General features: G+C 50.8%; 21 protein-coding genes and 3 tRNA genes. 14 read left to right on the top strand and 10 right to left on the bottom strand.

Annotation, left to right across the window (positions count from 1 at the left end; translation table 11 throughout):
• Window positions 1-73: 73 nt before the first annotated feature.
• Window positions 74-385: a porin gene (locus DBZ16_RS14180; RefSeq protein WP_107814436.1), complete on the top strand. Its 312-nt coding sequence runs from the start codon at window positions 74-76 to the stop codon at window positions 383-385.
• 286 nt (window positions 386-671) lie between these two features.
• On the opposite strand, the gene rfaQ is transcribed toward DBZ16_RS14180, so the two are convergent.
• Window positions 672-1,766, bottom strand: a complete 1,095-nt coding sequence (gene rfaQ / locus DBZ16_RS14170; RefSeq protein ID WP_107814435.1) for a putative lipopolysaccharide heptosyltransferase III — start codon at window positions 1,764-1,766, stop codon at window positions 672-674.
• A 386-nt stretch (window positions 1,767-2,152) separates the two neighbouring features.
• Here rfaQ and DBZ16_RS14160 point away from each other — a divergent pair, with 386 nt between their 5' ends.
• Window positions 2,153-3,034, top strand: a complete 882-nt coding sequence (locus DBZ16_RS14160; RefSeq protein ID WP_107814433.1) for a prephenate dehydrogenase — start codon at window positions 2,153-2,155, stop codon at window positions 3,032-3,034.
• 101 nt (window positions 3,035-3,135) lie between these two features.
• On the opposite strand, the gene DBZ16_RS14155 is transcribed toward DBZ16_RS14160, so the two are convergent.
• The 5 genes from DBZ16_RS14155 to DBZ16_RS14140 all read right to left on the bottom strand — a co-directional run bounded on the left by DBZ16_RS14155 (window position 3,136) and on the right by DBZ16_RS14140 (window position 8,593).
• Window positions 3,136-4,587 (bottom strand): DASS family sodium-coupled anion symporter, encoded by a 1,452-nt coding sequence (locus DBZ16_RS14155; RefSeq protein ID WP_107814432.1) that lies wholly within the window; start codon window positions 4,585-4,587, stop codon window positions 3,136-3,138.
• A 39-nt stretch (window positions 4,588-4,626) separates the two neighbouring features.
• Complete coding sequence (locus tag DBZ16_RS15465; protein WP_167390299.1) at window positions 4,627-4,854, bottom strand: hypothetical protein; 228 nt, start codon at window positions 4,852-4,854, stop codon at window positions 4,627-4,629.
• A 222-nt stretch (window positions 4,855-5,076) separates the two neighbouring features.
• Window positions 5,077-6,330 (bottom strand): complex I 51 kDa subunit family protein, encoded by a 1,254-nt coding sequence (locus tag DBZ16_RS14150; protein ID WP_107814431.1) that lies wholly within the window; start codon window positions 6,328-6,330, stop codon window positions 5,077-5,079.
• Window positions 6,327-7,955, bottom strand: a complete 1,629-nt coding sequence (locus DBZ16_RS14145) for an FAD-binding protein (protein ID WP_107814430.1) — start codon at window positions 7,953-7,955, stop codon at window positions 6,327-6,329. Before DBZ16_RS14145 ends, DBZ16_RS14150 begins: the two co-directional genes overlap by 4 nt.
• Window positions 7,955-8,593 (bottom strand): 2Fe-2S iron-sulfur cluster-binding protein, encoded by a 639-nt coding sequence (locus DBZ16_RS14140; RefSeq protein WP_003777402.1) that lies wholly within the window; start codon window positions 8,591-8,593, stop codon window positions 7,955-7,957. Before DBZ16_RS14140 ends, DBZ16_RS14145 begins: the two co-directional genes overlap by 1 nt.
• A gap of 825 nt (window positions 8,594-9,418) precedes the next feature.
• On the opposite strand from DBZ16_RS14140, the gene DBZ16_RS14135 reads away from it, so the two are divergent.
• Together DBZ16_RS14135 and DBZ16_RS14130 are read left to right on the top strand one after the other, a co-directional pair.
• Window positions 9,419-10,942: a fumarate hydratase gene (locus DBZ16_RS14135; RefSeq protein WP_003740750.1), complete on the top strand. Its 1,524-nt coding sequence runs from the start codon at window positions 9,419-9,421 to the stop codon at window positions 10,940-10,942.
• Window positions 10,943-11,172: 230 nt separating this feature from the next.
• Window positions 11,173-11,856 (top strand): 2,3-diphosphoglycerate-dependent phosphoglycerate mutase, encoded by a 684-nt coding sequence (locus tag DBZ16_RS14130; RefSeq protein WP_003766223.1) that lies wholly within the window; start codon window positions 11,173-11,175, stop codon window positions 11,854-11,856.
• A 149-nt stretch (window positions 11,857-12,005) separates the two neighbouring features.
• On the opposite strand, the gene DBZ16_RS14125 is transcribed toward DBZ16_RS14130, so the two are convergent.
• Window positions 12,006-12,082, bottom strand: a tRNA-Pro gene (locus tag DBZ16_RS14125).
• Window positions 12,083-12,328: 246 nt separating this feature from the next.
• Between DBZ16_RS14125 and DBZ16_RS14120 the strand changes: the two genes are divergently transcribed.
• From DBZ16_RS14120 to DBZ16_RS14110, 3 genes are all read left to right on the top strand, one after another.
• Window positions 12,329-13,708, top strand: a complete 1,380-nt coding sequence (locus DBZ16_RS14120; RefSeq protein ID WP_070869729.1) for a mechanosensitive ion channel family protein — start codon at window positions 12,329-12,331, stop codon at window positions 13,706-13,708.
• The gene (gene nudB, locus DBZ16_RS14115) at window positions 13,708-14,163 is read left to right on the top strand and encodes a dihydroneopterin triphosphate diphosphatase (protein WP_070498630.1); all 456 of its coding nucleotides are present in this window, start codon (window positions 13,708-13,710) and stop codon (window positions 14,161-14,163) included. Before DBZ16_RS14120 ends, nudB begins: the two co-directional genes overlap by 1 nt.
• A gap of 217 nt (window positions 14,164-14,380) precedes the next feature.
• Entirely contained in the window at window positions 14,381-15,340 is a 960-nt protein-coding gene (locus DBZ16_RS14110) for a siderophore ABC transporter substrate-binding protein (RefSeq protein ID WP_003766260.1), read from the top strand.
• Window positions 15,341-15,601: 261 nt separating this feature from the next.
• Here the strand turns inward: DBZ16_RS14110 and cysI are convergent, their stop codons facing one another.
• The gene (gene cysI / locus DBZ16_RS14100) at window positions 15,602-17,356 is read right to left on the bottom strand and encodes an assimilatory sulfite reductase (NADPH) hemoprotein subunit (protein ID WP_070512653.1); all 1,755 of its coding nucleotides are present in this window, start codon (window positions 17,354-17,356) and stop codon (window positions 15,602-15,604) included.
• Window positions 17,357-17,590: 234 nt separating this feature from the next.
• On the opposite strand from cysI, the gene hemA reads away from it, so the two are divergent.
• The 3 genes from hemA (at window position 17,591) to DBZ16_RS14085 (ending at window position 20,394) form a co-directional block, all read left to right on the top strand.
• On the top strand, window positions 17,591-18,844 hold the full coding sequence (hemA, locus tag DBZ16_RS14095) for a glutamyl-tRNA reductase (RefSeq protein WP_107814429.1): 1,254 nt from the start codon (window positions 17,591-17,593) through the stop codon (window positions 18,842-18,844).
• Between the two features lie 98 nt (window positions 18,845-18,942).
• A complete protein-coding gene (locus DBZ16_RS14090) occupies window positions 18,943-19,542 on the top strand; it encodes a Maf family protein (protein WP_107814428.1) in 600 nt (199 codons plus the stop codon).
• Between the two features lie 93 nt (window positions 19,543-19,635).
• Window positions 19,636-20,394: a tetratricopeptide repeat protein gene (locus tag DBZ16_RS14085; RefSeq protein WP_107814427.1), complete on the top strand. Its 759-nt coding sequence runs from the start codon at window positions 19,636-19,638 to the stop codon at window positions 20,392-20,394.
• Window positions 20,395-20,538: 144 nt separating this feature from the next.
• Here DBZ16_RS14085 and DBZ16_RS14080 read toward each other — a convergent pair whose 3' ends face one another.
• On the bottom strand, window positions 20,539-21,951 hold the full coding sequence (locus tag DBZ16_RS14080; RefSeq protein ID WP_107814426.1) for a 3'-5' exonuclease family protein: 1,413 nt from the start codon (window positions 21,949-21,951) through the stop codon (window positions 20,539-20,541).
• A gap of 118 nt (window positions 21,952-22,069) precedes the next feature.
• Here DBZ16_RS14080 and DBZ16_RS14075 point away from each other — a divergent pair.
• The 3 genes from DBZ16_RS14075 to DBZ16_RS14065 all read left to right on the top strand — a co-directional run bounded on the left by DBZ16_RS14075 (window position 22,070) and on the right by DBZ16_RS14065 (window position 23,204).
• Window positions 22,070-22,146, top strand: a tRNA-Arg gene (locus DBZ16_RS14075).
• 13 nt (window positions 22,147-22,159) lie between these two features.
• Window positions 22,160-22,234 (top strand) — tRNA-Glu (locus DBZ16_RS14070).
• A 175-nt stretch (window positions 22,235-22,409) separates the two neighbouring features.
• A complete protein-coding gene (locus tag DBZ16_RS14065) occupies window positions 22,410-23,204 on the top strand; it encodes a Cof-type HAD-IIB family hydrolase (RefSeq protein WP_107814425.1) in 795 nt (264 codons plus the stop codon).
• Window positions 23,205-23,352: 148 nt separating this feature from the next.
• On the opposite strand, the gene rfbD is transcribed toward DBZ16_RS14065, so the two are convergent.
• On the bottom strand, window positions 23,353-24,219 hold the full coding sequence (gene rfbD / locus DBZ16_RS14060; protein ID WP_107814424.1) for a dTDP-4-dehydrorhamnose reductase: 867 nt from the start codon (window positions 24,217-24,219) through the stop codon (window positions 23,353-23,355).
• Between the two features lie 543 nt (window positions 24,220-24,762).
• Between rfbD and DBZ16_RS14055 the strand changes: the two genes are divergently transcribed.
• Window positions 24,763-25,350, top strand: coding sequence for a LemA family protein (locus tag DBZ16_RS14055; RefSeq protein ID WP_240600408.1), 588 nt, complete (start codon window positions 24,763-24,765; stop codon window positions 25,348-25,350).
• Window positions 25,351-25,715 lie beyond the last annotated feature (365 nt).

Below are 25,715 nucleotides of genomic sequence, written 5' to 3'. Positions count from 1 at the left end.
GGTAGAATTCGCCTTGCACTAACCCTTCCCGCCTGCTTGTGCAGAAGGGATGTCACATAAGGAGCATTTCATAATGAAGAAAATTCTGATTTTGTCTTTACTCGCACTGCCTGCGTTGGCAACGGCGGAAGTTCATTTTTACGGCGATTTGAAAGCCGGAGTGGAAGCTTCCAGCACCAAATACGGCAGCCACAGAATTTCCAATAACGGCGTCGCCGATATGGGCAGCTATGTCGGTATGCGCGGTTCGCATCCTATCGGCGGCAGCAATAATGTATTGTGGCAGGTCGAGCAAGATACGCCTTTGGGTAAAACCGATGCCAAAGACACTTGGCGCAGCCGCAGCCAAGGCAGCGGAGAGACTTATATCGGCTTCGGTCGTTAAAAGAAATATAGTGGATTAACTTTAAACCAGTACGGCGTTGCCTCGCCTTAGCTCAAAGAGAACGATTCTCTAAGGTGCTGAAGCACCAAGTGAATCGGTTCCGTACTATTTGTACTGTCTGCGGCTTCGTCGCCTTGTCCTGATTTAAAGTTAATCCACTATAAGCTTCTATCCCGGTTAAGATAAACAACAGGTCGTCTGAAAACGTTTCGCATGGGTGCGGATGTTTTCAGACGACCTTTTTTACGGATATGCGGATGAAAGTTTGTTGACGCTAAAGTAGGGATTAATCGGTTTTTGCGTGGTCGATGGTGTCGAGTTTGGCGGAAACGCGGTTCCACACTTCTTCCAGAGGAATGGCTTTTAGGAGGCGTTCGGGATTGTCGGTATTGATGCTGTCGGGGTGGGGCAGCTCGGTATAGTCGCCCGCCCATATCACTTCGGCATTGAGCGAGTAAGGATGCCATATGCCCAGCCAAGTCGCGCCGAATAGGGCGATTTGCGGTTTGTCGAGCGCGGCGGCGATGTGCATGGGGACGGAATCGACGCCGATAAACAGTTTGGCGCGGTCTATCGCCGCGGCAAGTTCGCGCAAGGTCAGACAGCCGGACAATACCCACACTTTGCTGCCTTCCGGTATTTTCAGACGACCTAAGATGGCTTCGATCATGTCGTGTTCGACGGGACTGGGGGAGGCAGTCAGGACGACGTTGTGTCCGTGGTTCAACAGAAGCTGGACGAGAGCGGCGTTTTTGCCGTCTTCCCAGCATTTGAACAGCCAACGCGCACCCGGATGCAGTAAGACGTAGTCTTCGCCTTGCCAACCTTGTTCGCGCAATTTTTGTTCCATACTGTTGCGGACATCAGGGGCGATGCTCATGCGGACTTTGGCGTGTGAAAGATCTTCCGGACGGATAAGCGGGGGCAGTATGCCCAAATGGGTTTCGACGATATGTTTGGTCGTGCCCATATCGGGATTGAGAAAGTCATGACACCAGCGCCAGGCGGCATTGTCGCGTTTGATGCAGTCGAAGCCGACGCTGCATTTGGCGCAGAATTTGGCAATGACGGCGGCACGCCATTGGTCGGAGAGGTTGAACGCCCAATCGTATTGACGCGCTTTCAACTGACGGAACAGGTCTTTTTCGTGTTTGAACTGCATCCGCACGCCTTGTTTCTTCCATTGCCGGTCAATGGTGAAAATTTGGGCGATTTGGGGATTATCGCGGATGATGTCGGCGGTTTCCTGATAAACCAGCATATCGACTTCGCACTCAGGAAAATGTTGTTTGATCGCATCGACGACCGGTGTACTGAGCAATACGTCACCATGATGGCGCAGTTTGATGACGAGGATACGTTTGGGTTGTGCAAGTGACATACAGTACTTTCAGACGACCTGGTTCAAGAATGGCTCTCAATTGTAAAACGGAACGCAAGGTTTGGAAAACTGTTTCTGTACAAACGGTTTCGAGGGTGAATGAGCGCAACCGGTTTGCTTTGATTTTCTTACGGAATATGGTTTTGGGATGGGCGGTGTATGCAAAATATTTTGATATTGCAGAAGATTGTTCCATTCTGAAAACGGCTGCGGGCTGATTGTCTGGTCGATACGGTTGTGGCTGGAACGAGACCGATTCACTATAATAGCCCAAGCCGCAGGCAGGATTGGTGTTCCAATAAGGTTTTACAGGTTTGGAAGCAAATCATAGTCTTCGGCACGTTTTCAGACGACCTTTCCTTTATCTACCGCCTTACACATTCGCCATGACACCAAACGCCCCGCTCCAACACATCACCCTTATCGGCGTCGGACTGATAGGCGGCTCTTTCGTTCTGGACCTCAAACGATTGGGACGGGTGCAAACCGTGACCGGCATTGATCTCGACCGCGACAATCTCGACCGTGCGCTTGAGCGTCGGGTGATTGATAAAGCGTTTACGGAAATCAACGCCGAAAGCATCAGCCATGCCGATTTGGTGTTGATTGCCACGCCGGTTTCCACGCTGCCGACCATCTGCCAAGCCATTGCGCCGCTGCTTGCGCCCAGGGCTTATGTGTCCGATGTGGGCAGCACCAAGCGGACTGCCATCGCCGCTTTCTGCCAATATCTGCCCGAGCGGATTTCACACTGTATCGCCGCGCACCCCATTGCAGGCTCCGACCGCAGCGGCGCGTTGGCGGCGCAATTCGGGCTGTATCAAGATAAAAAACTGATTATCACCACACACGGACAAGAGCGCCCCGAAGGCATCGCTTTGATAAAAAGCCTGTGGCAGGCGGTTGGTGCGCAGACGTTTGAAATGAGCGCGGAAGAACACGATGCTGTGTTCGCTGCTGTTTCCCATATGCCGCATTTGACGGCTTTCGCCTATGTCCACCAAATCGCCGACCATCCGGACGGGCAGGAATATTTGAAATTTGCCGCCAGCGGTTTCCGAGACTTTACCCGCATCGCCTCCAGCCATCCCGCCATTTGGACAGATATCTGCCTGGACAATAAAAACAGCCTGATTAAGCTGATTGCCGGACTGCACGACCAGCTTTCCGAGCTGGAACGTATCCTTGAACAAGAAAACCGCGACGCGCTATACCGTTATTTTGAAGAAGCCAAACAAACGCGCGATGAATGGTTGAGCAGTCAATAGCGGGGGATCTCCGACTTTACTGTGCAATCGCTATTCCAAAAAACAAAAAGGTCGTCTGAAAACCTATTTTCAGACGACCTTTTGTTGATTTCAGGCAGGGTTTACCAGTAGCCCAGCACTTTCCACCAGATAATGCCGATGGTGCCGAAAATCAGGATTTCAAGCACGCTCATGATGAAGCCGGCTTTCCACCATTCGGTCATGGTCACATAGTTGGAGCCGTAAATTACAGGAGCGGAACCGGTGGCGTAGTGGGTCAGCGACATCATGATGCCGGTAGCGGATGCCATAACCAGGGCAAACAGCATCGGCGGTGCGCCCAAGGCGAGGCCTGCGCCGTAGAACGCGCCGAACATGGCGGTAACGTGTGCCGTGCCGCTGGCGAAAACATAGTGGGCGTAGAGGTAGGCAAGCATCAACAGGGCACAACCGGCTTCCCAACCCAAGCCCATGTGGGCGATACCGCTTTGCATGGAGTCGGACAACCAACTGATGAGGCCCAGTTTGTTGAGGAAGTTTGCCATCATAACCAAGGCCGCAAACCAAACGATGGTGTCCCACGCGCTTTTTTCTTTCAGCGCATCTTCCCAAGTTAGGACGCCGGTCAAAAGACACAGGCTCAAGCCGAGGAAGGTGGTGGCGGTAGCATCAACTTTCACGCCGAACAGCATCTCGGGAACGCCCGCCCACAAAAGCAGCAGAATCACGAAAATGCCGAGCATGATTTTTTCGTCGCGCTTCATCGCGCCCATGGTAGCCAAATGCTCTTTTGCCAATGCAGTGGCGTTAGGGGTTTGTTTGATTTCGGGCGGATACAGGAAATACAGCACCAGCGGCATCAGCAGCATAGCAAGCAGGCCGGGTACGACCATTGCCAAGAACCAAGTACCCCAAGAGAGTTGGATTTCCGAATTGGTGGCTTTGGCAACCAATTCGACGACCAGCGGATTGGGTGCGGTGGCAGTGATAAAAATCAGACAGGTAATCACGTTGGCGTGGAAGTTGACCAGTGAAAGGTATTTGCCGATTTTGCCTTCCGTACCTTTTTCAGGGTCGGAGTCGAAGCTTAAGGCAATGGATTTCATAATCGGATGCACAATCGCACCGCCGCGCGCAGTGTTGCTCGGTGTAACCGGACCGATGACCAAGTCCGCCAAAGCCAAGCTGTAACCTACGCCCAGCGTGCGTTTGCCGAAGAGGGAAATTAGAAGGTAGCCGATACGCATCCCCAAGCCGGTTTTCAACAAACCGCGCGAGATGATGATGGCGATACCGATCATCCAGATTAACGAGTTGTTGAGGCTGCTTAGAGCGTCTTTGGTTGCGTCGGCGGCTTTTTCGTTGGTCACGCCGGTCAGCGCGACCAAGGTAATGCCCAAAATCGCCATTGCACCGATGGGCATGGCTTTGCCGATGATGCCGGCGATGATGCCGACGAACAGCGCCAAGAGATGCCATGCGTCGGGCGATACGCCCTGCGGCACGGGTATGACGAACCAGATAATCAGCGTCAGCGCGAGCGCAACCGCCGCAGGAATTGGCTTGAAGCCCATGTTGAGTCTCCTAGTTTGAGGTATCGGGGAAATCGGATTTCAGACGACGTGTGCCTGATTTTGGTGGGAACAGGTCGTCTGAAACGTATTTGACAGCAGTTGTTTTTTATGTTTTTCTTTTGGTGGTTTGGGTAATGCGTGTTTGTGTTGCCATCTTTTCAGACGACGTTTTTTAAGGTTATTGCGTTTTGCCCTCTCCCTAGCCCTCTCCCACGGGGAGAGGGGATAGATTGCAGGAAGTCCGATAATGGTCGATTTCAGCACCATTATTCCCTCTCCCGCGGGTAGAGGGGACAGATTGCAAAAAATCTGATAAAGGTTGATTTTCAGCGCCATTATTCCCTCTCCCCGTGGGAGAGGGCTAGGGAGAGGGCAAAACCTCGGATTTATTAGCAACTGTATTTTTGCCTGACGGGGGAAAATAGAGTTGCTGGTATTTTTCAGACGACCCCCCATAATACAAAAGGTCGTCTGAAACCCCGTATCAGATTAATCCTGCTCCGCCGGCAGTCCGTACTCTTCGGGGAAGGTGCGCAGTGAGCTTTGCAGCACGGTAACTGCGCCGTCAATCAGGCCGCAGCGACCGCTTCGGGGCAGCAGTTGGCACAGGCTTTGCAGGGCGCGGAGGTCGTCTGAAGTGCCGATGCCGGTATCTACGCGGTTGAGCAGGCGTGAGAGTTGGAACGTACCGCCTTTGCACGGCGGGCATTGTCCGCATGAGTTGGACGCAAAGAATTCCACATACTCAGCCACTTTGCGCACGACGCTGGTGCCTTCGGAAATCACAATCATCGCGCCCGTGCCGAGGCTGGATTTGCGTTCGCGCACGGACATGAAGTCCAAAGGCACGTCCAAATCTTTTACGGTCAGGAGCGTGTTTGACGGACCGCCGGTGAAGACGGCTTTAAACGTGCGCCCTTCGAGCATACCGCCGCCGTGGTCGAAAATCAGCGATTGCAGGGTCGTACCCATCGGCAGTTCGTACAGACCCGGATTCAATACGTCGCCGGAGAGCGAGTAGAGTTTCGTGCCTGCAGCATCGCCCAGACCCAGCGATTTGTACCATTCCGCGCCTTTGGCAAGGATTTGCGGGATGTTGGCGAAGGTTTCGGTGTTGTTGATTAAGGTCGGCTCGCCTGCTACGCCGCTTTCGGCAGGGAAAGGCGGCTTGCGGCGTGGGAACGGGAAACCGCCTTCCAACCATGAAATCACGGCGGTTTCTTCGCCGCCGATGTAGCGGCCTGAAGTTTCGACCAATTTCAGGTCTAAAGGTTTGCCCAGATAGTTTTCGATGCGGATGAACAAATCGCTTTTTTTCCACTGCTCGATGGCGGGCACGATGGAGGCGACGGATTCGGTCTGGTGCGGGTTGACATACATAATCGCTTTGTTGGCGCGGCAGGCGACGGCGGCAATCAGTACGCCTTCGATAACTTGGTGCGGCGTTTTCGCCAGCAACACGCGGTCTTTGAACGTACCCGGTTCGTCTTCGTTGGCATTACAGACGACGTATTTGTCGCCGTGTTTGCTTTGGGCTGCGACGGCCGCCTCCCATTTGCGCCAGGTCGGGAAACCTGCGCCGCCCATGCCGCAGAGGTTGGCGTCTTGCAGCTTGGAAACGATGCTTTGAGGATCGGCAAGCGCCGCCAGCAGGCCTTCGCCGCCGCCGACTTTGCGCCACGCGGCCAAATCCGCGCCGACTTGGCGGGACGGGTGCAGTAAGTTTTGATTGGCTTGGTTCATGATTGTTGCTCCTGCAAACCGGCGTGTTCGCGCAAATCGAATTTGCCGTAGTCGGGATATAAAACGGGGGCTTTGATGTCGCTGGTCAGTCCGGCGCGGGTCATTTCGCGTTGCAGATCGTGGACGTGTCCGACACCGCCGCGCACTTTTTTCAGCGGCAGGCCGCAACTGGCGGCGGCTTTACCCGCGCGGCGGCCGAAGCTGATGATGTCCAGAAGCGCGTTGCCCATCAGGCGGTTTCGGCCATGGATGCCGCCGGTTACTTCACCGGCGCAATAGAGACCTTCGACGCAGGTCGCGCCGTCGCCGTTGATTTCGACGCCGCCGTTTTGGTAGTGCAGGGTCGGATGGATCATCACGGGTTCGACGGCGGGGTCGATGCCGCATTTGTGGGCGACGTGGCCGAGCGTAACCAGACGGTTCAACACATCAGGATCGTTTTCAATCAGGCGCGGGGTGTCGAGGAACACACCGACCTGTCCGTCGCGCACTACGCCGCGACCTTCGCGGCACTCGCGCAAAATGGCGGCGGCAACGACGTCGCGCGGCTGCAATTCGTCAACGAAACGTTCGCCCAAGCCGTTGACCAGTTTGGTGCCTGCGGAACGCACGGCTTCGGAAATCAGCGCGCCCGCCAAGTGCGGCGGATGGGCGACGCCGGTCGGATGGTATTGGAAGGAATCGATGTCGCGCAGTTTCGCGCCGATGCGGTATGCCATCACCAAACCGTCGGCTGTTGCGCCGTAGTGGTTGGAAGTGGCGAAACCCTGCAAATGCAGCCGTCCGCTGCCGCCGGTTGCCAATACCACGGCTTTGGCGTGAACCAATACCAAAGAGCGTTTTTCCAAATCGTACAAAATCGCGCCGACGCAGCGGCCGTGTTCGTCCGACAATAATTCGATGGCGGGATGGCGGTTGAGTTGGGTGATGTTTTCGTCAAGTTCGACCGCCTCGCGCAGTACGCGCATCATTTCGAGGCCGGTAAAGTCGCGGTAACTTAGGATGCGCGGCACGGTCGTACCGCCTGCACGTTTGCGGCTCAACATGCCGTTGCTATCCGCGCCTTTGGCAAGGTCGAAAGTCATGCCCAAGCCGATCAGCCAGCGGATGGCGGACGGCGCGTCGGTAACCATTTGCGCCACCAATTCTTTTTTGCCTGCGTTGTGGCCGCCTTTAATGGTGTCGTCAAAGTGCTGCTGTAAGCTGTCTTCTGCGCCGACAGCAGCCTGAATGCCGCCTTCGGCCATCACGGTATTGCTGTCGCCGATACGCAGCTTGTTCGCCATAATCACGCGCGCGCCTGCTTCGGTCGCAGACAACGCCGCCGCCGCGCCCGCACCGCCGCCGCCGATAACCAGTACGTCGGTGTTTAAGTGTTCCGCGCCCGACAAATCATAGTCGTCAATCAGCGGATGACTGATCAGCAGTTTCGCCAAATCAGGATGGCAGTAATCGCCCGTGTTCGGACCGATGGGCAGTTTGACGCGCGCATTTGCCTGATAGTCAGGGTGAAACTGGCTCAACAATTCGTTTTTTTCCGGCAGGTCGCCGCGCAGTTCCAATGAGGAAGCGCGCAGGTTGGCAAGGGCGGTTTCATAGTCTATGCCTTGGATTTCGTTCGCCATCACATTGCCTCCTCTTCAAATTCGACTTTCATTTTGCCGCTGTCGATTTCGCGCAGGCGGCGCATCAAATCCACCGGACGCAGCGTGCGCGCCGCTTTCATACGGCGGGCGAACAAGCCTAAGTGGTTCGGACGGATGTGTTCCGGGCAGGAAAGGGTGCAGAGGTTGCACATCACGCATTGGTCAAACGTCAACGCAGCCGCGCCGAAATCGCCCGATACCACTTGCGCTACGCCGTTTTCCACTTCCAAGCCTTTGGGGCAGGCACGGTTGCAGCCGCCGCAATGACGGCAGTGTTGCGCTTCGGGGAAAGCTTTGGCGGTGTCGTCCAGCCAGTTCCAGCCGTCGCCGACCTCGCTCACGTCGTAATATTGGATATGCTCGGGAATGAAGTAGTCCAAGAAGCTGACCTGCATCCCTTCTTCGACTTTGGTTTCACACGCCAACGCAGTCGTTACCTCGCGCTCGCCTTCCTTGCGTATCATGCAGCGGCAGGAACCGCACACGCCTTGCCCCATGCAGCCGACGTTGGCGGTAATCGCGCTGCCGGAACGGGCATAGGCCTGAATGATTGACGAGTCGGCGGAGGCTTTGACCTCGTGGCCGTCTATGGTCAGGGTTAACAAGTTTTCACTCATGGTAGTGTCCTGTGGAATGAGATAGGGGAAATCGGATGTGTGTATTTTTATTACAAATTTTTTAGAGTTGCGTATATTTTTCAGGAAACATCTTATAAATCAATGTCTGACTGTCTTTTGTTAGTGTATCAGAATTTAGATTTTTTGATGATGGCGGAGTCTTAAAGGCAGGGTAGGAGCGGATTGTGAACAAAAAACAGCGGTTTTCAGACGACCTTTGTGTCATCTTGTTATTTTGTAAGATAAAATAAACTTACGATAAAGGAATAACTGCTAAAAACCGTTTTGAAATACGAGTAAATATCATTATTAAGTGTTTGATATAAAAGTATATATCTATGTATTTATTGAATAAATTTGTTAAGTGTAAGTAAATGCAAATGGTGTTATAAAATTTCAGAAAAGTAGCTAAGTTTGACTTCCATCAAAAATCATCATAGGTAGAATGACACGGCTTTTACATTTGTGTATGGTTGAAAAAAGAAAGACAGGTCGTCTGAAAAGTAATTTTTTCTTCTTAAATTCATGTTATTAGTAAGGTTCATTGCGGCGGTGAATCCAGTCTTTTCAGACGATCCTTTGGAATTTGAGTAGACAGATTAATTGTAGTTTTATTTCTTCCGGTAAATATTGCCGACAATATCCGTTATCATCATCCGAGTGGAATGATAGGTTATTAAGTTTTATGAAAATCAATGGATTATAAAAATCATATTGTCGCCTCATATCGATTGACAGCACTATTACACCGATTAAGGTCGTCTGAAAAACGACATCTATAAAAAGTGAACAAACCCTCCCTACCATGAGAAAAGGAACACAATCATGACCGTCATCAAGCAAGAAGACTTTATCCAAAGTATCTGCGATGCCTTCCAATTCATCAGCTATTACCATCCGAAAGACTACATCGACGCACTCTATAAGGCGTGGCAGAAGGAAGAAAATCCCGCCGCCAAAGACGCGATGACGCAGATTTTGGTCAACAGCCGCATGTGTGCGGAAAACAACCGACCCATCTGTCAAGATACCGGTATCGCAACCGTTTTCCTCAAAGTCGGCATGAACGTCCAATGGGATGCGGACATGAGCGTGGAAGAGATGGTTAACGAAGGCGTACGCCGCGCCTACACTTGGGAAGGCAACACCCTGCGCGCTTCCGTCCTCGCCGACCCTGCCGGCAAACGCCAAAACACCAAAGACAACACCCCCGCCGTCATCCACATGAGCATCGTGCCGGGTGATAAAGTCGAAGTAACCTGCGCGGCAAAAGGCGGCGGCTCGGAAAACAAATCCAAACTCGCCATGCTCAATCCGTCCGACAACATCGTCGATTGGGTATTGAAAACCATCCCGACCATGGGCGCGGGCTGGTGTCCTCCCGGCATCTTGGGCATCGGTATCGGCGGTACGCCTGAAAAAGCCGTACTGATGGCAAAAGAATCCCTGATGAGCCACATCGATATTCAAGAATTGCAGGAAAAAGCCGCGTCCGGCGCAGAATTGTCCACCACCGAAGCCCTGCGCCTCGAACTCTTTGAAAAAGTCAACGCGTTGGGCATCGGTGCACAAGGTTTGGGCGGACTGACCACCGTATTGGACGTCAAAATCCTCGATTACCCGACCCATGCCGCTTCCAAACCGATTGCCATGATTCCGAACTGCGCCGCCACCCGCCACGTCGAATTCGAATTGGACGGCTCAGGCCCGGTCGAACTGACCCCGCCGCGCGTTGAAGACTGGCCCGATTTGACTTACAGCCCCGACAACGGCAAACGCATCGATGTCGATAAACTGACCAAAGAAGAAGTTGCCAGCTGGAAAACCGGCGACGTATTGCTGCTGAACGGCAAAATCCTTACCGGCCGCGATGCCGCGCACAAACGCCTCGTTGATATGCTCGACAAAGGCGAAGAGTTGCCCGTCGATTTCACAAACCGCCTGATTTACTATGTCGGCCCCGTCGATCCTGTCGGCGACGAAGTCGTCGGTCCCGCAGGTCCGACCACTGCCACCCGTATGGACAAATTCACCCGCCAAATGCTCGAACAAACCGGCCTCTTGGGCATGATCGGCAAATCCGAGCGCGGCGCAGCCACCTGCGAAGCCATCGCAGACAACAAAGCCGTGTACCTCATGGCAGTCGGCGGCGCGGCATACCTCGTGGCAAAAGCCATCAAATCCTCCAAAGTCTTGGCGTTCCCCGAATTGGGCATGGAGGCAGTTTACGAGTTTGAAGTCAAAGACATGCCCGTAACCGTTGCCGTGGACAGCAAAGGCGAGTCCATCCACGCCACCGCCCCGCGCAAATGGCAGGCAAAAATCGGCATCATCCCCGTCGAGTCCTAATGCCTTGATGCCAGGTTGAAAAAGGTCGTCTGAAAACTTGAAACAGGATTTTCAGACGACCTTTAATTTGTTTGGAAACATTACGATTGCAAAGGTAGGGGAATGAACGGCAAAGTAATATGGCGGACAAGTCTTGATGAAGAACAAGCATTGCCCCGCCCCGACTGCAGAAGCAGCCGAAATGTGTTATAAATAGCCCCTTCTACCGACCTCAAATTGGAGCATACGACATGGAATTGGTATTTATCCGCCACGGACAAAGCGAATGGAACGCGAAAAACCTGTTTACAGGCTGGCGCGACGTGAAACTGAGCGAGCAGGGGCTTGCCGAAGCCGCCGCCGCCGGTAAAAAACTGAAGGAAAAAGGCTACGAGTTCGACATCGCCTTCACTTCCGTCCTGACCCGTGCGATTAAAACCTGCAACATCGTTTTGGAAGAATCCGACCAACTGTTCGTGCCGCAAATCAAAAGCTGGAGGCTGAACGAACGCCACTACGGCCAACTGCAAGGTTTGGATAAAAAACAAACCGCCGAAAAATACGGCGACGAGCAAGTCCACATCTGGCGCCGCAGCTACGACACCCTGCCGCCGCTGCTCGATCCGAAAGACCCGTTCTCCGCGCACAACGACCGTCGCTATGCCAACCTGCCCGCCGATGTTATCCCCGATGGCGAAAACCTGAAAGTTACTTTGGAGCGCGTATTGCCGTTCTGGGAAGACCAAATCGCCCCCGCGCTTCTGAGCGGCAAACGCGTCTTGGTCGCCGCCCACGGCAACTCCCTGCGCGCATTGGCCAAACACATCGAAGGCATTTCCGACGAAGACATCATGGGCTTGGAAATCCCGACCGGTCAGCCGCTGGTGTACAAATTGGACGACAATTTGAAAGTGGTTGAAAAATTCTATCTGTAAGCTTTTACGGATAAGGCAAAAGGTCGTCTGAAAACCTTGATTTGAGGTTTTCAGACGACCTTTTGATTGAAACGCTTGAGATATAAGATTTGAGACAGTCAAAGGCAAAAAAAACAGCCCGGTCAAAAATGACCGGGCTGTTGAATTTTTGGTCGGAGTGAAAGGATTCGAACCTTCGACCCCTTGCACCCCATGCAAGTGCGCTACCAGACTGCGCCACACTCCGACTCGAGAAGTTTGGGATTATAGTTTTCTTGCACGGCTTTGGCAAGGGTAAAGCCGGACGGTTTCGGCTATCTGCTTGAAGCGGCTTTGAATTTGTTTGGTGTCAGGGAGGGTAGGGCTGCGGAATGGTTCATACTTGATTGGAAGCCGCGATGTTTTTCAGACGACCTCGGGGGTAAATGGATGTGGCGGAATTTAATGGCTACTATATAATCTCAGCTTTGATTTTTAATAAAAAACAGGGCGGATGGACAGTATTTTGCATGATTTGTTTGCGCGTCAGGCGTTTACATCGAGCTTGGTGGAGCGCAACTTCGGACAGGTTTCGGGCTGGATAGAGCTGGTCGGTGTCTTGATGCTGATGGTGGCGGCGTTTTGGCTGTCAAACCGCCTCAACGACCGTTATTTCTTCTCAGAACACGGCAGCTTCGCGCTTTTGCGGCATATCGGCAGAAGGATTTTGTGGCCGGTGCTGATGATGATTTTCGGCGCGGCGGCTTTGTTTGTCTGTAATCTGACGGAATTTCGCGCGGTATGGCTGCATCTGCTGATTTTGGCGGCGCGCTGGATGATTTTGATTCGGGTCAGCGTGGCGGTCGTTCATGCCGCTTTGCCGCAAAACAAACTGACCGACTGGCTGGAGCGGGCGGTGTCTATGGTTTTGTGGATAGGGTTCGTGCTTTGGCTGTCGGGTTTGGACGATAAGATTTTGGAGGTACTGGACGGCATCAGTTTCTCGGTTGGTTCGGGCAGGCTCAGCCTGCTGACGATTCTGAACGGGATTTTGTGGGTCGGCCTCCTGATGATAGGCGCGTCATGGCTGGCTCGAGTTATCGGCGGACATTTGGAGAAGAGTAGCTTGGATACCAATCTGAGCATGATTTTGTCCAAAGTCGTCAAAACGGTGATGATGGTGTTGGCGGTATTGATTGCGTTGCCGCTGGTGGGGATTGATTTGACGGTATTGTCGGTGTTCGGCGGTGCGTTGGGTGTCGGTATCGGTTTCGGCCTGCAAAAAGTGGCGAGCAACTATATTTCCGGTTTTATCATTTTAGGCGACCGCTCCATCCGCATGAATGACCGCCTGACGGTCAACAACTTTACCGGTTATGTCACCAAAATCACCTCGCGTTTCGTCGTGCTGCGCAATGCCAACGGTACGGAGGCGCTGATTCCGAACGAGACGTTCGTTACCTCGATGGTGGTCAACGAATCCTACACCAGCCGCGAATTGCAGCAGGCGTTCAATATACAGGTTGCCTATCATTCCGATTTGATTAAGGCGCTGGACATCATCAAAAGCGCAGCCGCCGCGCAGCCGCGTGTTTCCAACAATCCCGCACCTTTGGCGGTAGTCACCAACTTCGGCGACAACGGTATCGATTTGCGCGCGACTTATTGGGTGAAAGACCCGGAAAACGGTTTTGCCGCGCTGCAATCGGCGATTTTTCTGGATATTTGGCGGCAGTTTAACGAACACGGCATCGAGTTCCCTTATCCGCAGCGCGAAGTCCGCATCTTGAACGAAAGTCAGGCACCGAGCAGCATCGCCATGATTAAGGCGGGAATGCAGGCGCGCAGCGATACCAAATCCGATCCTGCGATGGATTCCGGCGGAGACGATTGATGGCAAAGCCCTTGAAGTATCCCGTGTCCGCGTTGATTGTCCTGCATGATGCCGACGGCCATATCCTTTTAATCGAACGCACTTCGCCGCCAGGTTTTTGGCAGTCGGTAACCGGCAGCATTGAGCCGGACGAAACCATAGAGGAAACCGCCAAACGCGAAGTTTGGGAGGAAACCGGCATCCGCCTTGCGGACGGGCAGCTCTGCAACTGGCACGACAGCACGGTTTACGAAATCTACCACCACTGGCGGCACCGCTATCCCAAAGGCGTGTTCGAAAACCGCGAACACATCTTTTCCGCCGAAGTTCCACGTGATGCGGTGATTGTTTTGCAGCCTGACGAACACGTCGCTTACGGATGGTTCGGCATTGAAGAAGCGGCGGAAAAAGTGTTTTCTCCGTCAAACAAAAGGGCGATTTTGGCATTGGGGAAAAGGTTGGGATTGGTGGTTTGATGAATGATGGCGGAGAGATGACCGACAACCGCATTTAAAGACCGATGGACAGCCTCTTTTATATCTAATAAAATAAACGATAATTGTTATTGGTTAATTTGGTAACATCAAACCGTAAAGGTCGTCTGAACGTTCGGCTTTCTGATTGGAAGCCTTTAAATTTTCTTGTTCAAACGGCCTTTTCCATATTTTTGTTTTATATCTGCTTGGAGAATCCATGTTACGTCTGACTGCTTTAGCCGTATGCTGCGCCCTTGCTTTGGGTGCGTGTTCGCCGAAAGATTCCGCTTCAAACCAAAACGCCCAAACCGCTTCCGCAGCCCAAACCGAAGGCGCGGGTTTGACCGTCAAAACGACGCGCGGCGACGCGAAAGTGCCGCAAAATCCCGAACGTATCGCCGTTTACGATTTGGGTATGCTCGACACTTTAAACAAATTGGGCGTGAAAACCGGTCTGTCCATCGACAAAAACCTGCTGCCTTATTTGGACGAATATTTCAAAACGACAAAACCTGCCGGTACGCTGTTCGAGCCGGATTACGAGGCGCTCAACGCCTACAAGCCGCAGCTCATCATTATCGGCAGCCGCGCAGCCAAAGCGTTTGACAAGTTGAACGCCATTGCGCCAACCATCGAAATGACCGCCGATACCGCCAACCTCAAAGACAGTGCCAAAGAGCGTATCGACGCGCTGGCGCAAATCTTCGGCAAACAGGCGGAAGCCGACAAGCTGAAGGCGGAAATCGACGCATCTTTTGAAGCCGCGAAAACTGCAGCGCAAGGTAAAGGCAAAGGTTTGGTGATTCTGGTCAACGGCGGGAAACTGTCCGCCTTCGGTCCGTCTTCACGACTGGGCGGCTGGCTGCACAAAGACATTGGCGTTCCGGCCGTTGACGAAGCCATCAAAGAAGGCAGCCACGGTCAGCCCGTCAGCTTCGAATACTTGAAAGAGAAAAATCCCGACTGGCTGTTTGTCCTTGATAGGGGCGCTGCCATCGGCGAAGAAGGACAGGCGGCGAAAGACGTGTTGAACAATCCGCTGGTCGCCGAAACGACCGCATGGAAAAAAGGACAGGTGGTTTACCTCGTTCCCGAAACCTACTTGGCGGCGGGCGGCGCGCAAGAATTGCTGAACGCGTCCAAACAGGTTACCGACGCGTTTAAGGCTGCGAAATAAGTTAACAAGTTGGTTTAAACAATCAAAAGGTCGTCTGAAAACAAGCATTGCGGGTTTTCAGACGACCTTTTGATTTCCAACTTTGTTTCTTATAGTGGATTAACTAAATCAGGACAAGGCGACGAAGCCGCAGACAGTACAGATAGTACGGAACCGATTCACTTGGTGCTTCAGCACCTTAGAGAATCGTTCTCTTTGAGCTAAGGCGAGGCAACGCCGTACTGGTTTAAAGTTAATCCACTATAATCTGCCAACAGGTTTTCAAGCCCAAAAATCGCGCGGCGGGTCGAGGACGGGTTTGACGATGCCGGTACGGACGGCAAAATCGCCGAAGCCTTCGTCGTCGAGGCGGTTTTGCGCCCAGTTACCGACCCAGCCGTCGACGATTTCGAGGATTTCGGGTTCGGTAATGTTTTCTTTAAAGAGGCGCGGGATGCGGGTGCCTTCGCGGTTGCCGCCTGCGTAGAGGTTGTAGCGGCCGACGGCTTTGCCGACTAAGCCGATTTCGGCGAGCATGGCGCGGCCGCAGCCATTGGGGCAGCCGGTGACGCGCAGGACGATGTATTCGTCTTCCAAGCCGTATTTGGCGAACATTTCGTCGATTTTGTCGGAGAACGATGGCAGGAAGCGTTCGGCCTCCGCCATCGCCAGCGGACAGGTCGGCAGGGCGACGCACGCCATCGAGTTTTCGCGCTGGATGGTGATGGATTTGCTGATTAAGCCGTGTTCTTTGGCGATTTTGTCTATGGTGTCTTTCAGCTCGGGCGGGACGTTGGCGACGACGAGGTTTTGATTGGCGGTCAGGCGGAAGTCGCCGGGGTGGATTTTGGCGATTTCGCGCACGCCGGTTTTCAACGGCCTGCCGGGGTAGTCGAGCAGGCGGCCGTTTTCGATGAACAGGGTCAGGTGCCAGTTACCTTCGAGGCCTTTAACCCAGCCGATGTGGTCGCCGCGATGGGTGAAGGCGTAGGGGCGGATGGGTTCGAACTTGATGCCCATGCGCTTTTCGACTTCTTCTTTGAATACTTCAACGCCGACGCGCTGGAGGGTATAGCGGGTGCGCGCGGCTTTGCGGTCGCTGCGGTTACCCCAGTCGCGTTGGGTGCTGACGACGGCTTCGGCGGCGTTGAGTGTGTATTCGAGGGGGACGAAGCCGAATTCGTAGGAGGTGTTGGGGTAGGTTTTGGTGTTGCCGTGTTCGCTGGACAGTCCGCCACCGACAAGGACGTTAAAGCCGACAAGTTTGCCGTTTTCTTCGATGGCAACGAAGCCTAAATCATTGGAATGGATGTCCACATCGTTGTCGGGTGGGATGACGACGGCGGTTTTGAATTTGCGCGGCAGATAGGTTTTGCCCAAAATCGGTTCGACATCGTCGGCGATTTCTTTGTTGCGCGGCTCGGTCGGTTCGGTGGTAAACACTTTTTCACCGTCCAGCCAGACATCAGCGTAAGCCATGGTGCGCGGCAGAAGGTGCATGCTGATGCGTTTTGCCCATTCGTAGGCTTCCTGGTGCAGCGGGCTTTGGACGGGGTTGCTGGTGCAAAGTACGTTGCGGTTGACGTCGCTGGCGGTGGCGATGGAATCGAGGCCGAGTTTGTGCAGGGACTGGTGCGCCAATTTCAAATCGGTTTTTAAAATGCCGTGGTATTGGAAGGTTTGGCGGTTGGTCAGACGGATGGAACCGTAAATGGTGTGGTCGCCGGCAAATTCATCTATGCCCAGCCACTGCGCCGGCGTGATGATGCCGCCGGGTAAACGGCAGCGCAACATCATGTTTTTTAAGGGTTCGAGTTTTTGATCGGTACGCTCGGCGCGGATGTCACGGTTGTCCTGCTCGTACATGCCGTGGAAACGGATGAGCTGGAAATTGTCAGCGGTAAAGCCACCGGTAAAGTCGTCGGTCAAATCGTCTTTGATGGTACCGTGCAGATAGTCGCTGCGGTCTTTCAGGGCTTCATTGCCGGAAAGCGGGGTGTCGGGCAGCTTGGCGCGCGGATCGGCGGTAGTCGTCATAGGGTGCTCCTTATTCTCAGTTTGGAGCTACTTTAATCAGGTCGTCTGAAAATGGGAAAGAATGGTTTGTTCGATTTAAAGATGATTTCGTTATATGAATCTGATGTTTTCAGACGACCCCCGGTAATCTAAATTTTGCCAATCGCACTGTTTGTTTGGAAGCCAACACATTCATTTCAAAGTCAAGTTAAGCTATAATACCCGCCGACACATACCATCTCTCCCCCTTATCCCATGCAACTTACCGCCGTCGGACTCAACCACCAAACTGCGCCTTTGAGTATACGCGAGAAGCTGGCATTCACCGCAGCAAGCCTGCCCGAAGCCGTCCGCAACCTTGCTCGAAGCAAAGCAGCGAAGGAGGCAGTAATTCTATCGACCTGCAACCGCACTGAGCTTTACTGCGTTGGCGAAACCGAGCAAATCATCGAATGGCTGGCGCAATATCACAACCTGCCCGCCGAAGAAATCCGCCCCTATCTTTATACCTTGGACAACAACGAAACCATCCGCCACGCTTTCCGCGTCGCCTGCGGATTGGATTCCATGGTATTGGGCGAGCCGCAGATTTTGGGACAGATTAAAGATGCCGTGCGTGTCGCACAAGAGCAAGAAAGCATCAATACCAACCTCAACGCATTGTTTCAAAAAACGTTTGCCGTTGCCAAAGAAGTGCGTACCGACACCGCTGTCGGCGAGAATTCCGTTTCGATGGCTTCCGCATCCGTCAAGCTTGCCGAGCAGATTTTTCCCGATATCGGCGACCTGAACGTTCTATTTATCGGCGCGGGCGAAATGATTGAATTGGTTGCCACCTATTTCGCCGCCAAAAATCCCAAACTCATTACCGTTGCCAACCGTACCCTGCCGCGCGCCCAAGAGTTGTGCGACAAACTCGGACTGAATGCCGAGCCTTGCCTGCTGACAGAGTTGCCCGATATCCTGCACGAATACGATGTCGTCGTTTCCTCTACCGCCAGCCAGCTGCCGTTGGTCGGCAAAGGCATGGTGGAACGCGCCTTGCGCCTGCGTCTCAATATGCCCATGTTCCTGCTCGATCTTGCCGTTCCGCGCGATATCGAAGCCGAAGTAGGGGAGTTGAATGACGCTTATCTCTACACCGTCGACGACATGATGGGCATCGTTCAAAACGGCAAGGAAGCCCGCCAAAAAGCAGCTGCCGCAGCCGAAGCCATGGTGGAAGAGAAGGTTGGCGAGTTTGTCCGCCTGCAACAAAGCCGCCAAAGCGTCCCCCTTATCCGCGCCTTGCGTGATGAAGGCGAACGCGCCCGCAGGCAGGTTTTGGAAAACGCGATGAAACAGCTTGCCAAAGGCGCATCGGCGGAAGAAGTGTTGGAACGGCTCTCTATCCAACTGACCAACAAACTCCTCCATTCTCCTACTCAAACCCTCAATAAAGCCGGCTCGGAAAACAGCAATTTGGTTGATGCCGTTGCTCAAATTTATCAATTGGATCAACACGATTAACAATTAGAAAGGTCGTCTGAAAATTTCAGACGACCTTTCCGTATGCCTATCCGTCTTATCGGTTAAATCCCAAAATTCCTTGGAAAGCCATCGCTACTATGCAGACACTCTATCTCGCCTCCGGCAGCCCGCGCCGTCGCGAAATCCTTGAAAACTTAGGCTACCAAATTCAACGCATTCCCGCCGATATCGATGAAACGCCATTTCCTGACGAAAATGCCGCTGATTATGTTCAACGTATGGCAAACGAAAAGAATGCTGCCGCCATCGCCCAATGGTTTGCGCAACATGATACGCCGCCCGAGTTTCCCATTCTGACCGCCGATACTACCGTTGCCTATCAAAACCATATCCTCGGCAAACCCGAAACCCAAGAGCATGCCGCCGCAATGCTTGAGCAGTTGTCAGGACAAACGCATCAAGTGCTGACCGCCGTATGCGTTTATTGGCAAGGCAAAGCGCGCAGCGTCTTACAAACCAGCGATGTGCGTTTCAAAACCTTATCCCCTGACGAAATCTCCGCCTACATCCAAAGCGGCGAACCGATGGATAAAGCAGGAGCCTACGGAATCCAAGGCTTGGGCGGCGTGTTTGTCGAACATTTGCAGGGCAGCTTTACCGGCGTGATGGGACTGCCCGTTTACGAAACCGTCGGTTTGCTGAAGCAGCTTGATCTGTCTGTTCCGCCTTTTTCTTGAGCTTCGGGGTTGTTCAGTTGCAGCAAAAATCATCAATCTTCTTTGTTTGTCTTTATTGCTGTATTTTATGGATTTAGAAAGAGTAAAAAGAAAATGAAAAAAATCGGTTTGTATTTATTAATAATGCTATTTCCTGTGTCAGTAAGCGCCAATAATTACGAACAAATTGGAGATAAAAGGCAATCGATTGAAATAAATAATTTTTTTAGTGATGTAAAGAAAGAAAATATTACGTCTTATGAGGAGGGTGATTTTATTGTCGTTAGGGTTGATGATTTTGGCGGAAAGTTTTATGAAGAATATTACATAAAAAGGAGTGGGAAGTTATTAATTTTAGATAAATTAAAAACTATTAGTCTGTATAAGGAAGACTTTGACGTTAAATCTTTAGAGTGCAGAAAAAATATCCATAAACCTATCAAAGATTATAATAGGCAGGCTGTTTTAAAGATGCATGGTGAGAAATGTAGAACTTTTTATGCGGTTGAAAATACATTGGACGATTTAGAAAAGTATGTCAAAGACCACTCGGATTTTGATATAGATAAAAGTAGAATGGATTGGTATCTTGGCAGATACCCGATTAATCAAAAAAATATTGCAACATATAATAATATTGCATTTTATCTTAATAATCAGGAATATCATCAGTCTGCAATATATCTCTTACATAAAATTATTAAGGCATTTCCAGATAGAACTGTTGCATACCTAAATCTTGCAGATGCGTATTGGAGTTCAAAAGATAAACGGAATGCGAAAATATTTTATAAAAAATACCTCTCCCAAATAAATAAAACAGGGGAGAAAGTCTCTATTCCTTCTCGAGTATCCAAAAGGATAGCTCAATAAATCTTATGACGTATTGAGGTTTTGTATTTGAAAAACTTTGATAAACCATAGACTTGAATAATTCTCAGTAATGACAAAAGGTCGTCTGAAAACGCTAACTTGGTTTTCAGACGACCTCTTTGTTTGTCCACTTACGTCAATTACTCAAGCGATAACGCGGATGTTTTGTCTGTCTCGTTTGAATTTAATTTTCAATATAGACGGCAGCAGGTTGTCGAAATACCAGTGTCCGTTCGGCAGCTCCAAAGCGCCTCCGGCGCAGCGCATGATGACGCTGCGGCCTGATAATTCGTCTGTTTCTGTGATTTCCACTTCGTGCACTTTTCCCCAGTCGGCGACGGGCAGCTTGGATGCCATGGCATGAATTCGGATATTTTGTTCTGCAATTTCGTTATCTTTATGGCATGTTCCATTGCATTTGCCGACAGCCTGTACGGGGCATAACGCTCCTTTTGCATGACTGACCGGCAAAATGTTTAAGGCATCAGGACAGAAATTGTGTTCTTGCGCCCAGATGCTCAATGCCCGTTTTGCCGCTTTTTTGTGGATAAACAAACCGTAAGGGCGGACGTTGCTGCTGCCGTTGTCTAGCGGCACAATTCGTGCTTTCAGTACGCCATGTTTGTCAGGTACGAACTTAACGGTCATAAATGTTTTGGGATTCAATTGCTTGAGGGGAAATGGTGCAGATAATTCTCCTTGGTATTCCTGCATAACCTGAGCTTTTAACCACAAGGCATGCAGGCTCCCGACAGCAGGGATGAATTTCACATCTGCGGCATTTTGAATATAAGGCAAGCCTTCTTTGCTGTGGAGTAGGGCGGCGATTTCGCTGTATGTTTTTTCATACGCTTCAACGGACTGCACTTTCCCTGAATGGTCAAACCACACCAGCACGCCTACCGTATCGGGTAATGAATAGAGTTTTGCAGCTAAAGAATCGGATAGCTGCGTCGGCAGCATTTTCGGATTCATCAGAGCGCGGCAATGATTGTCCCATTCTTCTGAGGTCTTCTCTTTCAGGCTGTGTTCCAAATAATCGGCAAGTGCCAAAACATCGGCTAACGCACGATGCCGCTCGTCCGTTTGGATGCCCATTCTGCTGATAATGCTGTCAAGATTGTGTTTATAAAATTGAGGGTACAGGCGGCGGGACAGTTGGACGGTACACAACGCCGGAGCGGCAAAATCAATGCCTGCCCGACAAAATTCATGACGCAGGAAGGTGTAGTCGAAACGGCTGTTGTGTGCCACGATCAATGCCCCGCGAAGCAAAGGCAGTATGTCGGAGGCGATTTGTTCAAAAGCGGGAGCATGCGCGACTATTTCGTTGGTAATGCCGGTCAGTCGGACGACAAATTCAGGAATCGGCTTTCCCGGGTTGATCAATTGTTCGTAATGTTCTACCCGACCGTTCTCAAAGCGAAGAAAAGCAATTTCTGTCACCCTGTCTTGATACAGATTGCCGCCGGTAGATTCTAAATCAATGACCACAACAGGGCGGTTCAATCGAGTAAAAGCTTCCGATAATCTCAACCAGCGAGAAAGATGAAACATCCTAAATTCCTGAAAATTCACACAACAGGGCAGTATTCTACACTTTGCCTGTCGTTTATCCAAGAAAACCCTTGACAAGACCTGTATGGGAACATATAATCCGAATCTTTCTTTCAGTGCACCCGTAGCTCAGTTGGATAGAGTATCTGGCTACGAACCAGAGGGTCGGGCGTTCGAATCGCTCCGGGTGCGCCAATAGAAAATTTTTGCGCCCATCGTCTAGCGGTTAGGACATCGCCCTTTCACGGCGGTAACCGGGGTTCGATTCCCCGTGGGCGTGCCAGATTTTGACAAGCCCCTGAATTTTCAGGGGCTTGTCTTTTTTGTATGTCTGAAACAGGCAAAACTTTGGTTGCTTGTTGTGATGAATATTTAAATATATCAATCAGATATTCTTTTGATTAAGTTGTCGGTACAATAGACCAACCTTGAAATATCAAACTCTTTATTGCCTGCTTATGAAAAATCCGAAAATTATCTTCTTCGATATTGATGACACCCTTTACCGAAAATATACCGATACGCTAAGACCTTCAGTTCATCAAGCTATGAAGGCATTGAAAGAGAAGGGGATATTGACTGCGATTGCAACAGGTCGTCCTCCTGCGGCTATTCCGAAAAAGGTGCGGGAGCTTATCCTTGAAAGCGGAATCGATATGCTGGTGACCATTAATGGGCAATATACGTCGTTTCATGGGGAAGTGTTGCAGGAATATCCGATGGATGCTGCGAATATGATGGAAATATGCGCGCTGTTGGACAATAAAAATATTGATTACGCTTTTGTGAATAACAATGAAATCGCAGTTTCCCGCCCTTCACCACTTATCAAAGATACATTGGCGCATATTTTCCCCAATTATTTGGTGGATAAAGATTATTTCCATCGGGCAAAAGTGTATCAAATGCTGATATTTGCAGATCCAAATCAAGAGCGCGCCATTGAAGATGAAATTCAACAAAACGGATATAAATTGGTTCGGTGGCATGAATCTGCTTTGGATATGCTTCGTTCCGAAGGTTCTAAGGCAAGGGGCATTGCTCATGCGGTAGGTAAGCTGGGGATTGAAATGAAGGATGTCATGGCATTTGGTGACAGCTTCAACGACTTGGAAATGTTGTCTGCTGTCGGTTTTGGCGTGGCAATGGGCAATGGTGAGGCTGAGGCAAAGGCTGTGGCAAAATTTGTATGTCCGAGCGTGGATGAGGATGGGGTGTTGCGGGGATTACAGGAATTGGGTGTTATCGACTGAATAGGTCGTCTGAATTTTCAGACGATCTTACGAGAAAGAGTTGATAGTAGCGACATGATATTTCGTTTGATTGCCGGTATATCTTGAGTAAAACAAAAGACCGCTTCGTTTGTTGCGGTCTTTTGTTTTATACGGTAGATGGTGCTGATTAGTGATCCAGCTTGCCGATGATTTCATTTAAAGCTTTTTGCCAATCGGATGCCTTGATGCCGCATTCGTTTTCAATTTTTTGGCAGTCCATAATGCTGTAAGCGGGGCGCGGAGCAGGTAGGGGGTATTGGTCGGTCGTGATGGCGTTCAGTTGCGGAATTTTGAACTGTGGGTCGTGTTGTTGAGCCGTTTGAAAAATGGCTTGGGCAAATTCATACCATGTTACCGATTTGTTGCCGCCATAATGGTAAATACCCCTTGGGGCGACGGGTCGTTGCAGCAATGTAATGATGGCTTGGGCGAGATCGCCGGCATAGGTAGGGCAGCCTGTTTGGTCATGGACGATAGAGAGGCTGTCCTTCTCTCCTGCCAGTCGGAGCATGGTTTTGACAAAGTTGTTGCCGTATTCGCTGAATAACCATGAGGTACGGATGATGGTGCTGTCCGGATTGGCTGCCAAGGCGAGCAGTTCGCCTGCGACTTTGGTGCGACCATACACGCTTTGCGGGTTGGTATAGTTTTGCTCTTTGTATGGAGTCTTGTTTGTGCCGTCGAACACATAGTCCGTAGATATATGGATAAAGCGGGCTTGGCAAGCGCGGGCGGCGGAGGCGAGGTTGTGGACGGCGGTGGCGTTGACGGCAAATGCGATACTGGCATCGGTTTCTGCTTTATCAACTGCGGTAAAGGCGGCCGCATTGACTATGGCGTCGGGCTGGAAGCTTTGAACCATATTGCGAACGGCTTCGGTATCGGTAATATCCAAGGATGCCGAATCAGTGGCAATCAGTTCCCAATTATCTGGCAGACGGTCGCGGAAGCAACGCGCCAATTGTCCTTTTGAACCGGTTAATAGGGTTCGCATAGGGTGTCTCCTCGTTTGAAAGTTTTAAAAACGGTATTGCCGAATCAAAAGGACGGCAATTGGAATGATTTGGGTGCGTGTCCGAATAAATATTGGGGAACGCAGAACATTACATTCAAGACAAAGCAGATTGGAAGGCGGTTTTAGCAGATATTTAAAACGCCCATAAGACCATTTTGTGACACAGCCCTTTTCCAAATTAAGGACGGGATATTTGCCCTGTTTTATTTTCAGACGACCTTCGCTTGTTCTTGAAAGAGATGGAAAGTCGGCTTGGGCCTGAATTCATGTTGATTTTTGCAGGAGGGCCAATAAAAGTCTGATGCAGTACGGAATCTGTCAATGCCTGATATATTATAGTGCAAACTTCATGGGGATACCGATTATCTGAAAATAATTTTGTTTGTTTGATTTTTATCCGGATAGAGGCTGCTTGGAGATATACTGCTTGGTGGTTTTCAGACGACCTCTTATGAAGATTGGGGTCGTCTGAAAAATGAATAGCGTAAGAGGTGTTGAGTATATTCACGGAGTATGTGGTTGATGTGGAAAAAATGGTGGCCGATAGTATTGGTAGTGATGGTGATAGGTATTGTCGGACGTAGCTATTATGTGATGTATGCTCAAGCACAGGTTATCAAACATGCTTGGACGGAAGTGATGAAGCAGTACGGTCAGCGTTCGGTATTGGTATCCGATTTGTCGAATATCGTTAAGGTGCATGCCTCTTCTGAAGAGGATATTTTGTTCAGGTTGTCTGACGTTCAAAGTCGGGCGGCCCGTATGAATCTGAATTTGGAAGAAGCTGCCAATCCGGCGAAGTTGAAGCGTTTTCAGGAGATGCATGGGGAGTTGAGCGGCATTCTGGCGCAAATGACGCTGATGTCAGACCAGTATCCGCTTTTGGCGGAAAACTTGGACTATCAGCGCCTGAGTACCCGCCTTGAAGAGACGGAAAACCGGATTAACCAAGCAAGGAATAACTATATTCAGGCGGTCCGTACTTACAATGCCACGTTGAGACGTTTCCCGCAAAGTATGACTGCGAAACTTTTCGGGCAGTATGTGCGGGCAAATTTCAGTATTGAGAACGAACGTGAAATTTCCAATGCGCAGCGGGTGCAATTTTGATGCTGATTTGTAGTCAATGGAGATGAGTTGTACCCCAAAGGGTCGTCTGAAAATATGCAGTTTCAGACGACCCTTTTGTCATTTTGCAACGAATTATTGTTTATTAATCAAGATTGGTATAGTTTTATGATTTATCTGTTTGATTTGTAAAGATAAAATTTAAGTGTAAAAATATTTAAATTATATTCGGATGTCAAAATGGGTGATAAAACGATAAAGTATTGATAGGTAAGGAAGGAAGGAAGATTTCCAATTGAATTAAAAGCAAGCAGAATTGAGTAAAAACTAGCAATTTTTAAAAAACCATTGAAATATATGAATAATATTTCAATTGCGTATTGTTTTTTCATTTGATTAAAATAATC

The organism is Neisseria sicca (assembly GCF_003044565.1).
Taxonomy (GTDB): domain Bacteria; phylum Pseudomonadota; class Gammaproteobacteria; order Burkholderiales; family Neisseriaceae; genus Neisseria; species Neisseria sicca_A.
This window is presented reverse-complemented; position numbering and strand designations above follow the sequence as displayed.

Coding starts and splice junctions, on each gene's coding strand:
- nudB (WP_070498630.1), top strand. CDS start 13,708: ATGGCAAAGCCCTTGAAGTATCCCGTGTCCGCGTTGATTGTCCTGCAT.
- DBZ16_RS14150 (WP_107814431.1), bottom strand. CDS start 6,330: ATGAACCAAGCCAATCAAAACTTACTGCACCCGTCCCGCCAAGTCGGC.
- DBZ16_RS14065 (WP_107814425.1), top strand. CDS start 22,410: ATGAAAAATCCGAAAATTATCTTCTTCGATATTGATGACACCCTTTAC.
- hemA (WP_107814429.1), top strand. CDS start 17,591: ATGCAACTTACCGCCGTCGGACTCAACCACCAAACTGCGCCTTTGAGT.
- DBZ16_RS14090 (WP_107814428.1), top strand. CDS start 18,943: ATGCAGACACTCTATCTCGCCTCCGGCAGCCCGCGCCGTCGCGAAATC.
- DBZ16_RS14155 (WP_107814432.1), bottom strand. CDS start 4,587: ATGGGCTTCAAGCCAATTCCTGCGGCGGTTGCGCTCGCGCTGACGCTG.
- DBZ16_RS14140 (WP_003777402.1), bottom strand. CDS start 8,593: ATGAGTGAAAACTTGTTAACCCTGACCATAGACGGCCACGAGGTCAAA.
- DBZ16_RS14145 (WP_107814430.1), bottom strand. CDS start 7,955: ATGGCGAACGAAATCCAAGGCATAGACTATGAAACCGCCCTTGCCAAC.
- DBZ16_RS14120 (WP_070869729.1), top strand. CDS start 12,329: ATGGACAGTATTTTGCATGATTTGTTTGCGCGTCAGGCGTTTACATCG.
- DBZ16_RS14135 (WP_003740750.1), top strand. CDS start 9,419: ATGACCGTCATCAAGCAAGAAGACTTTATCCAAAGTATCTGCGATGCC.
- DBZ16_RS14180 (WP_107814436.1), top strand. CDS start 74: ATGAAGAAAATTCTGATTTTGTCTTTACTCGCACTGCCTGCGTTGGCA.
- DBZ16_RS14080 (WP_107814426.1), bottom strand. CDS start 21,951: ATGTTTCATCTTTCTCGCTGGTTGAGATTATCGGAAGCTTTTACTCGA.
- cysI (WP_070512653.1), bottom strand. CDS start 17,356: ATGACGACTACCGCCGATCCGCGCGCCAAGCTGCCCGACACCCCGCTT.
- DBZ16_RS14055 (WP_240600408.1), top strand. CDS start 24,763: ATGTGGAAAAAATGGTGGCCGATAGTATTGGTAGTGATGGTGATAGGT.
- rfaQ (WP_107814435.1), bottom strand. CDS start 1,766: ATGTCACTTGCACAACCCAAACGTATCCTCGTCATCAAACTGCGCCAT.
- DBZ16_RS15465 (WP_167390299.1), bottom strand. CDS start 4,854: ATGGTGCTGAAATCGACCATTATCGGACTTCCTGCAATCTATCCCCTC.
- DBZ16_RS14160 (WP_107814433.1), top strand. CDS start 2,153: ATGACACCAAACGCCCCGCTCCAACACATCACCCTTATCGGCGTCGGA.
- DBZ16_RS14110 (WP_003766260.1), top strand. CDS start 14,381: ATGTTACGTCTGACTGCTTTAGCCGTATGCTGCGCCCTTGCTTTGGGT.
- rfbD (WP_107814424.1), bottom strand. CDS start 24,219: ATGCGAACCCTATTAACCGGTTCAAAAGGACAATTGGCGCGTTGCTTC.
- DBZ16_RS14130 (WP_003766223.1), top strand. CDS start 11,173: ATGGAATTGGTATTTATCCGCCACGGACAAAGCGAATGGAACGCGAAA.
- DBZ16_RS14085 (WP_107814427.1), top strand. CDS start 19,636: ATGAAAAAAATCGGTTTGTATTTATTAATAATGCTATTTCCTGTGTCA.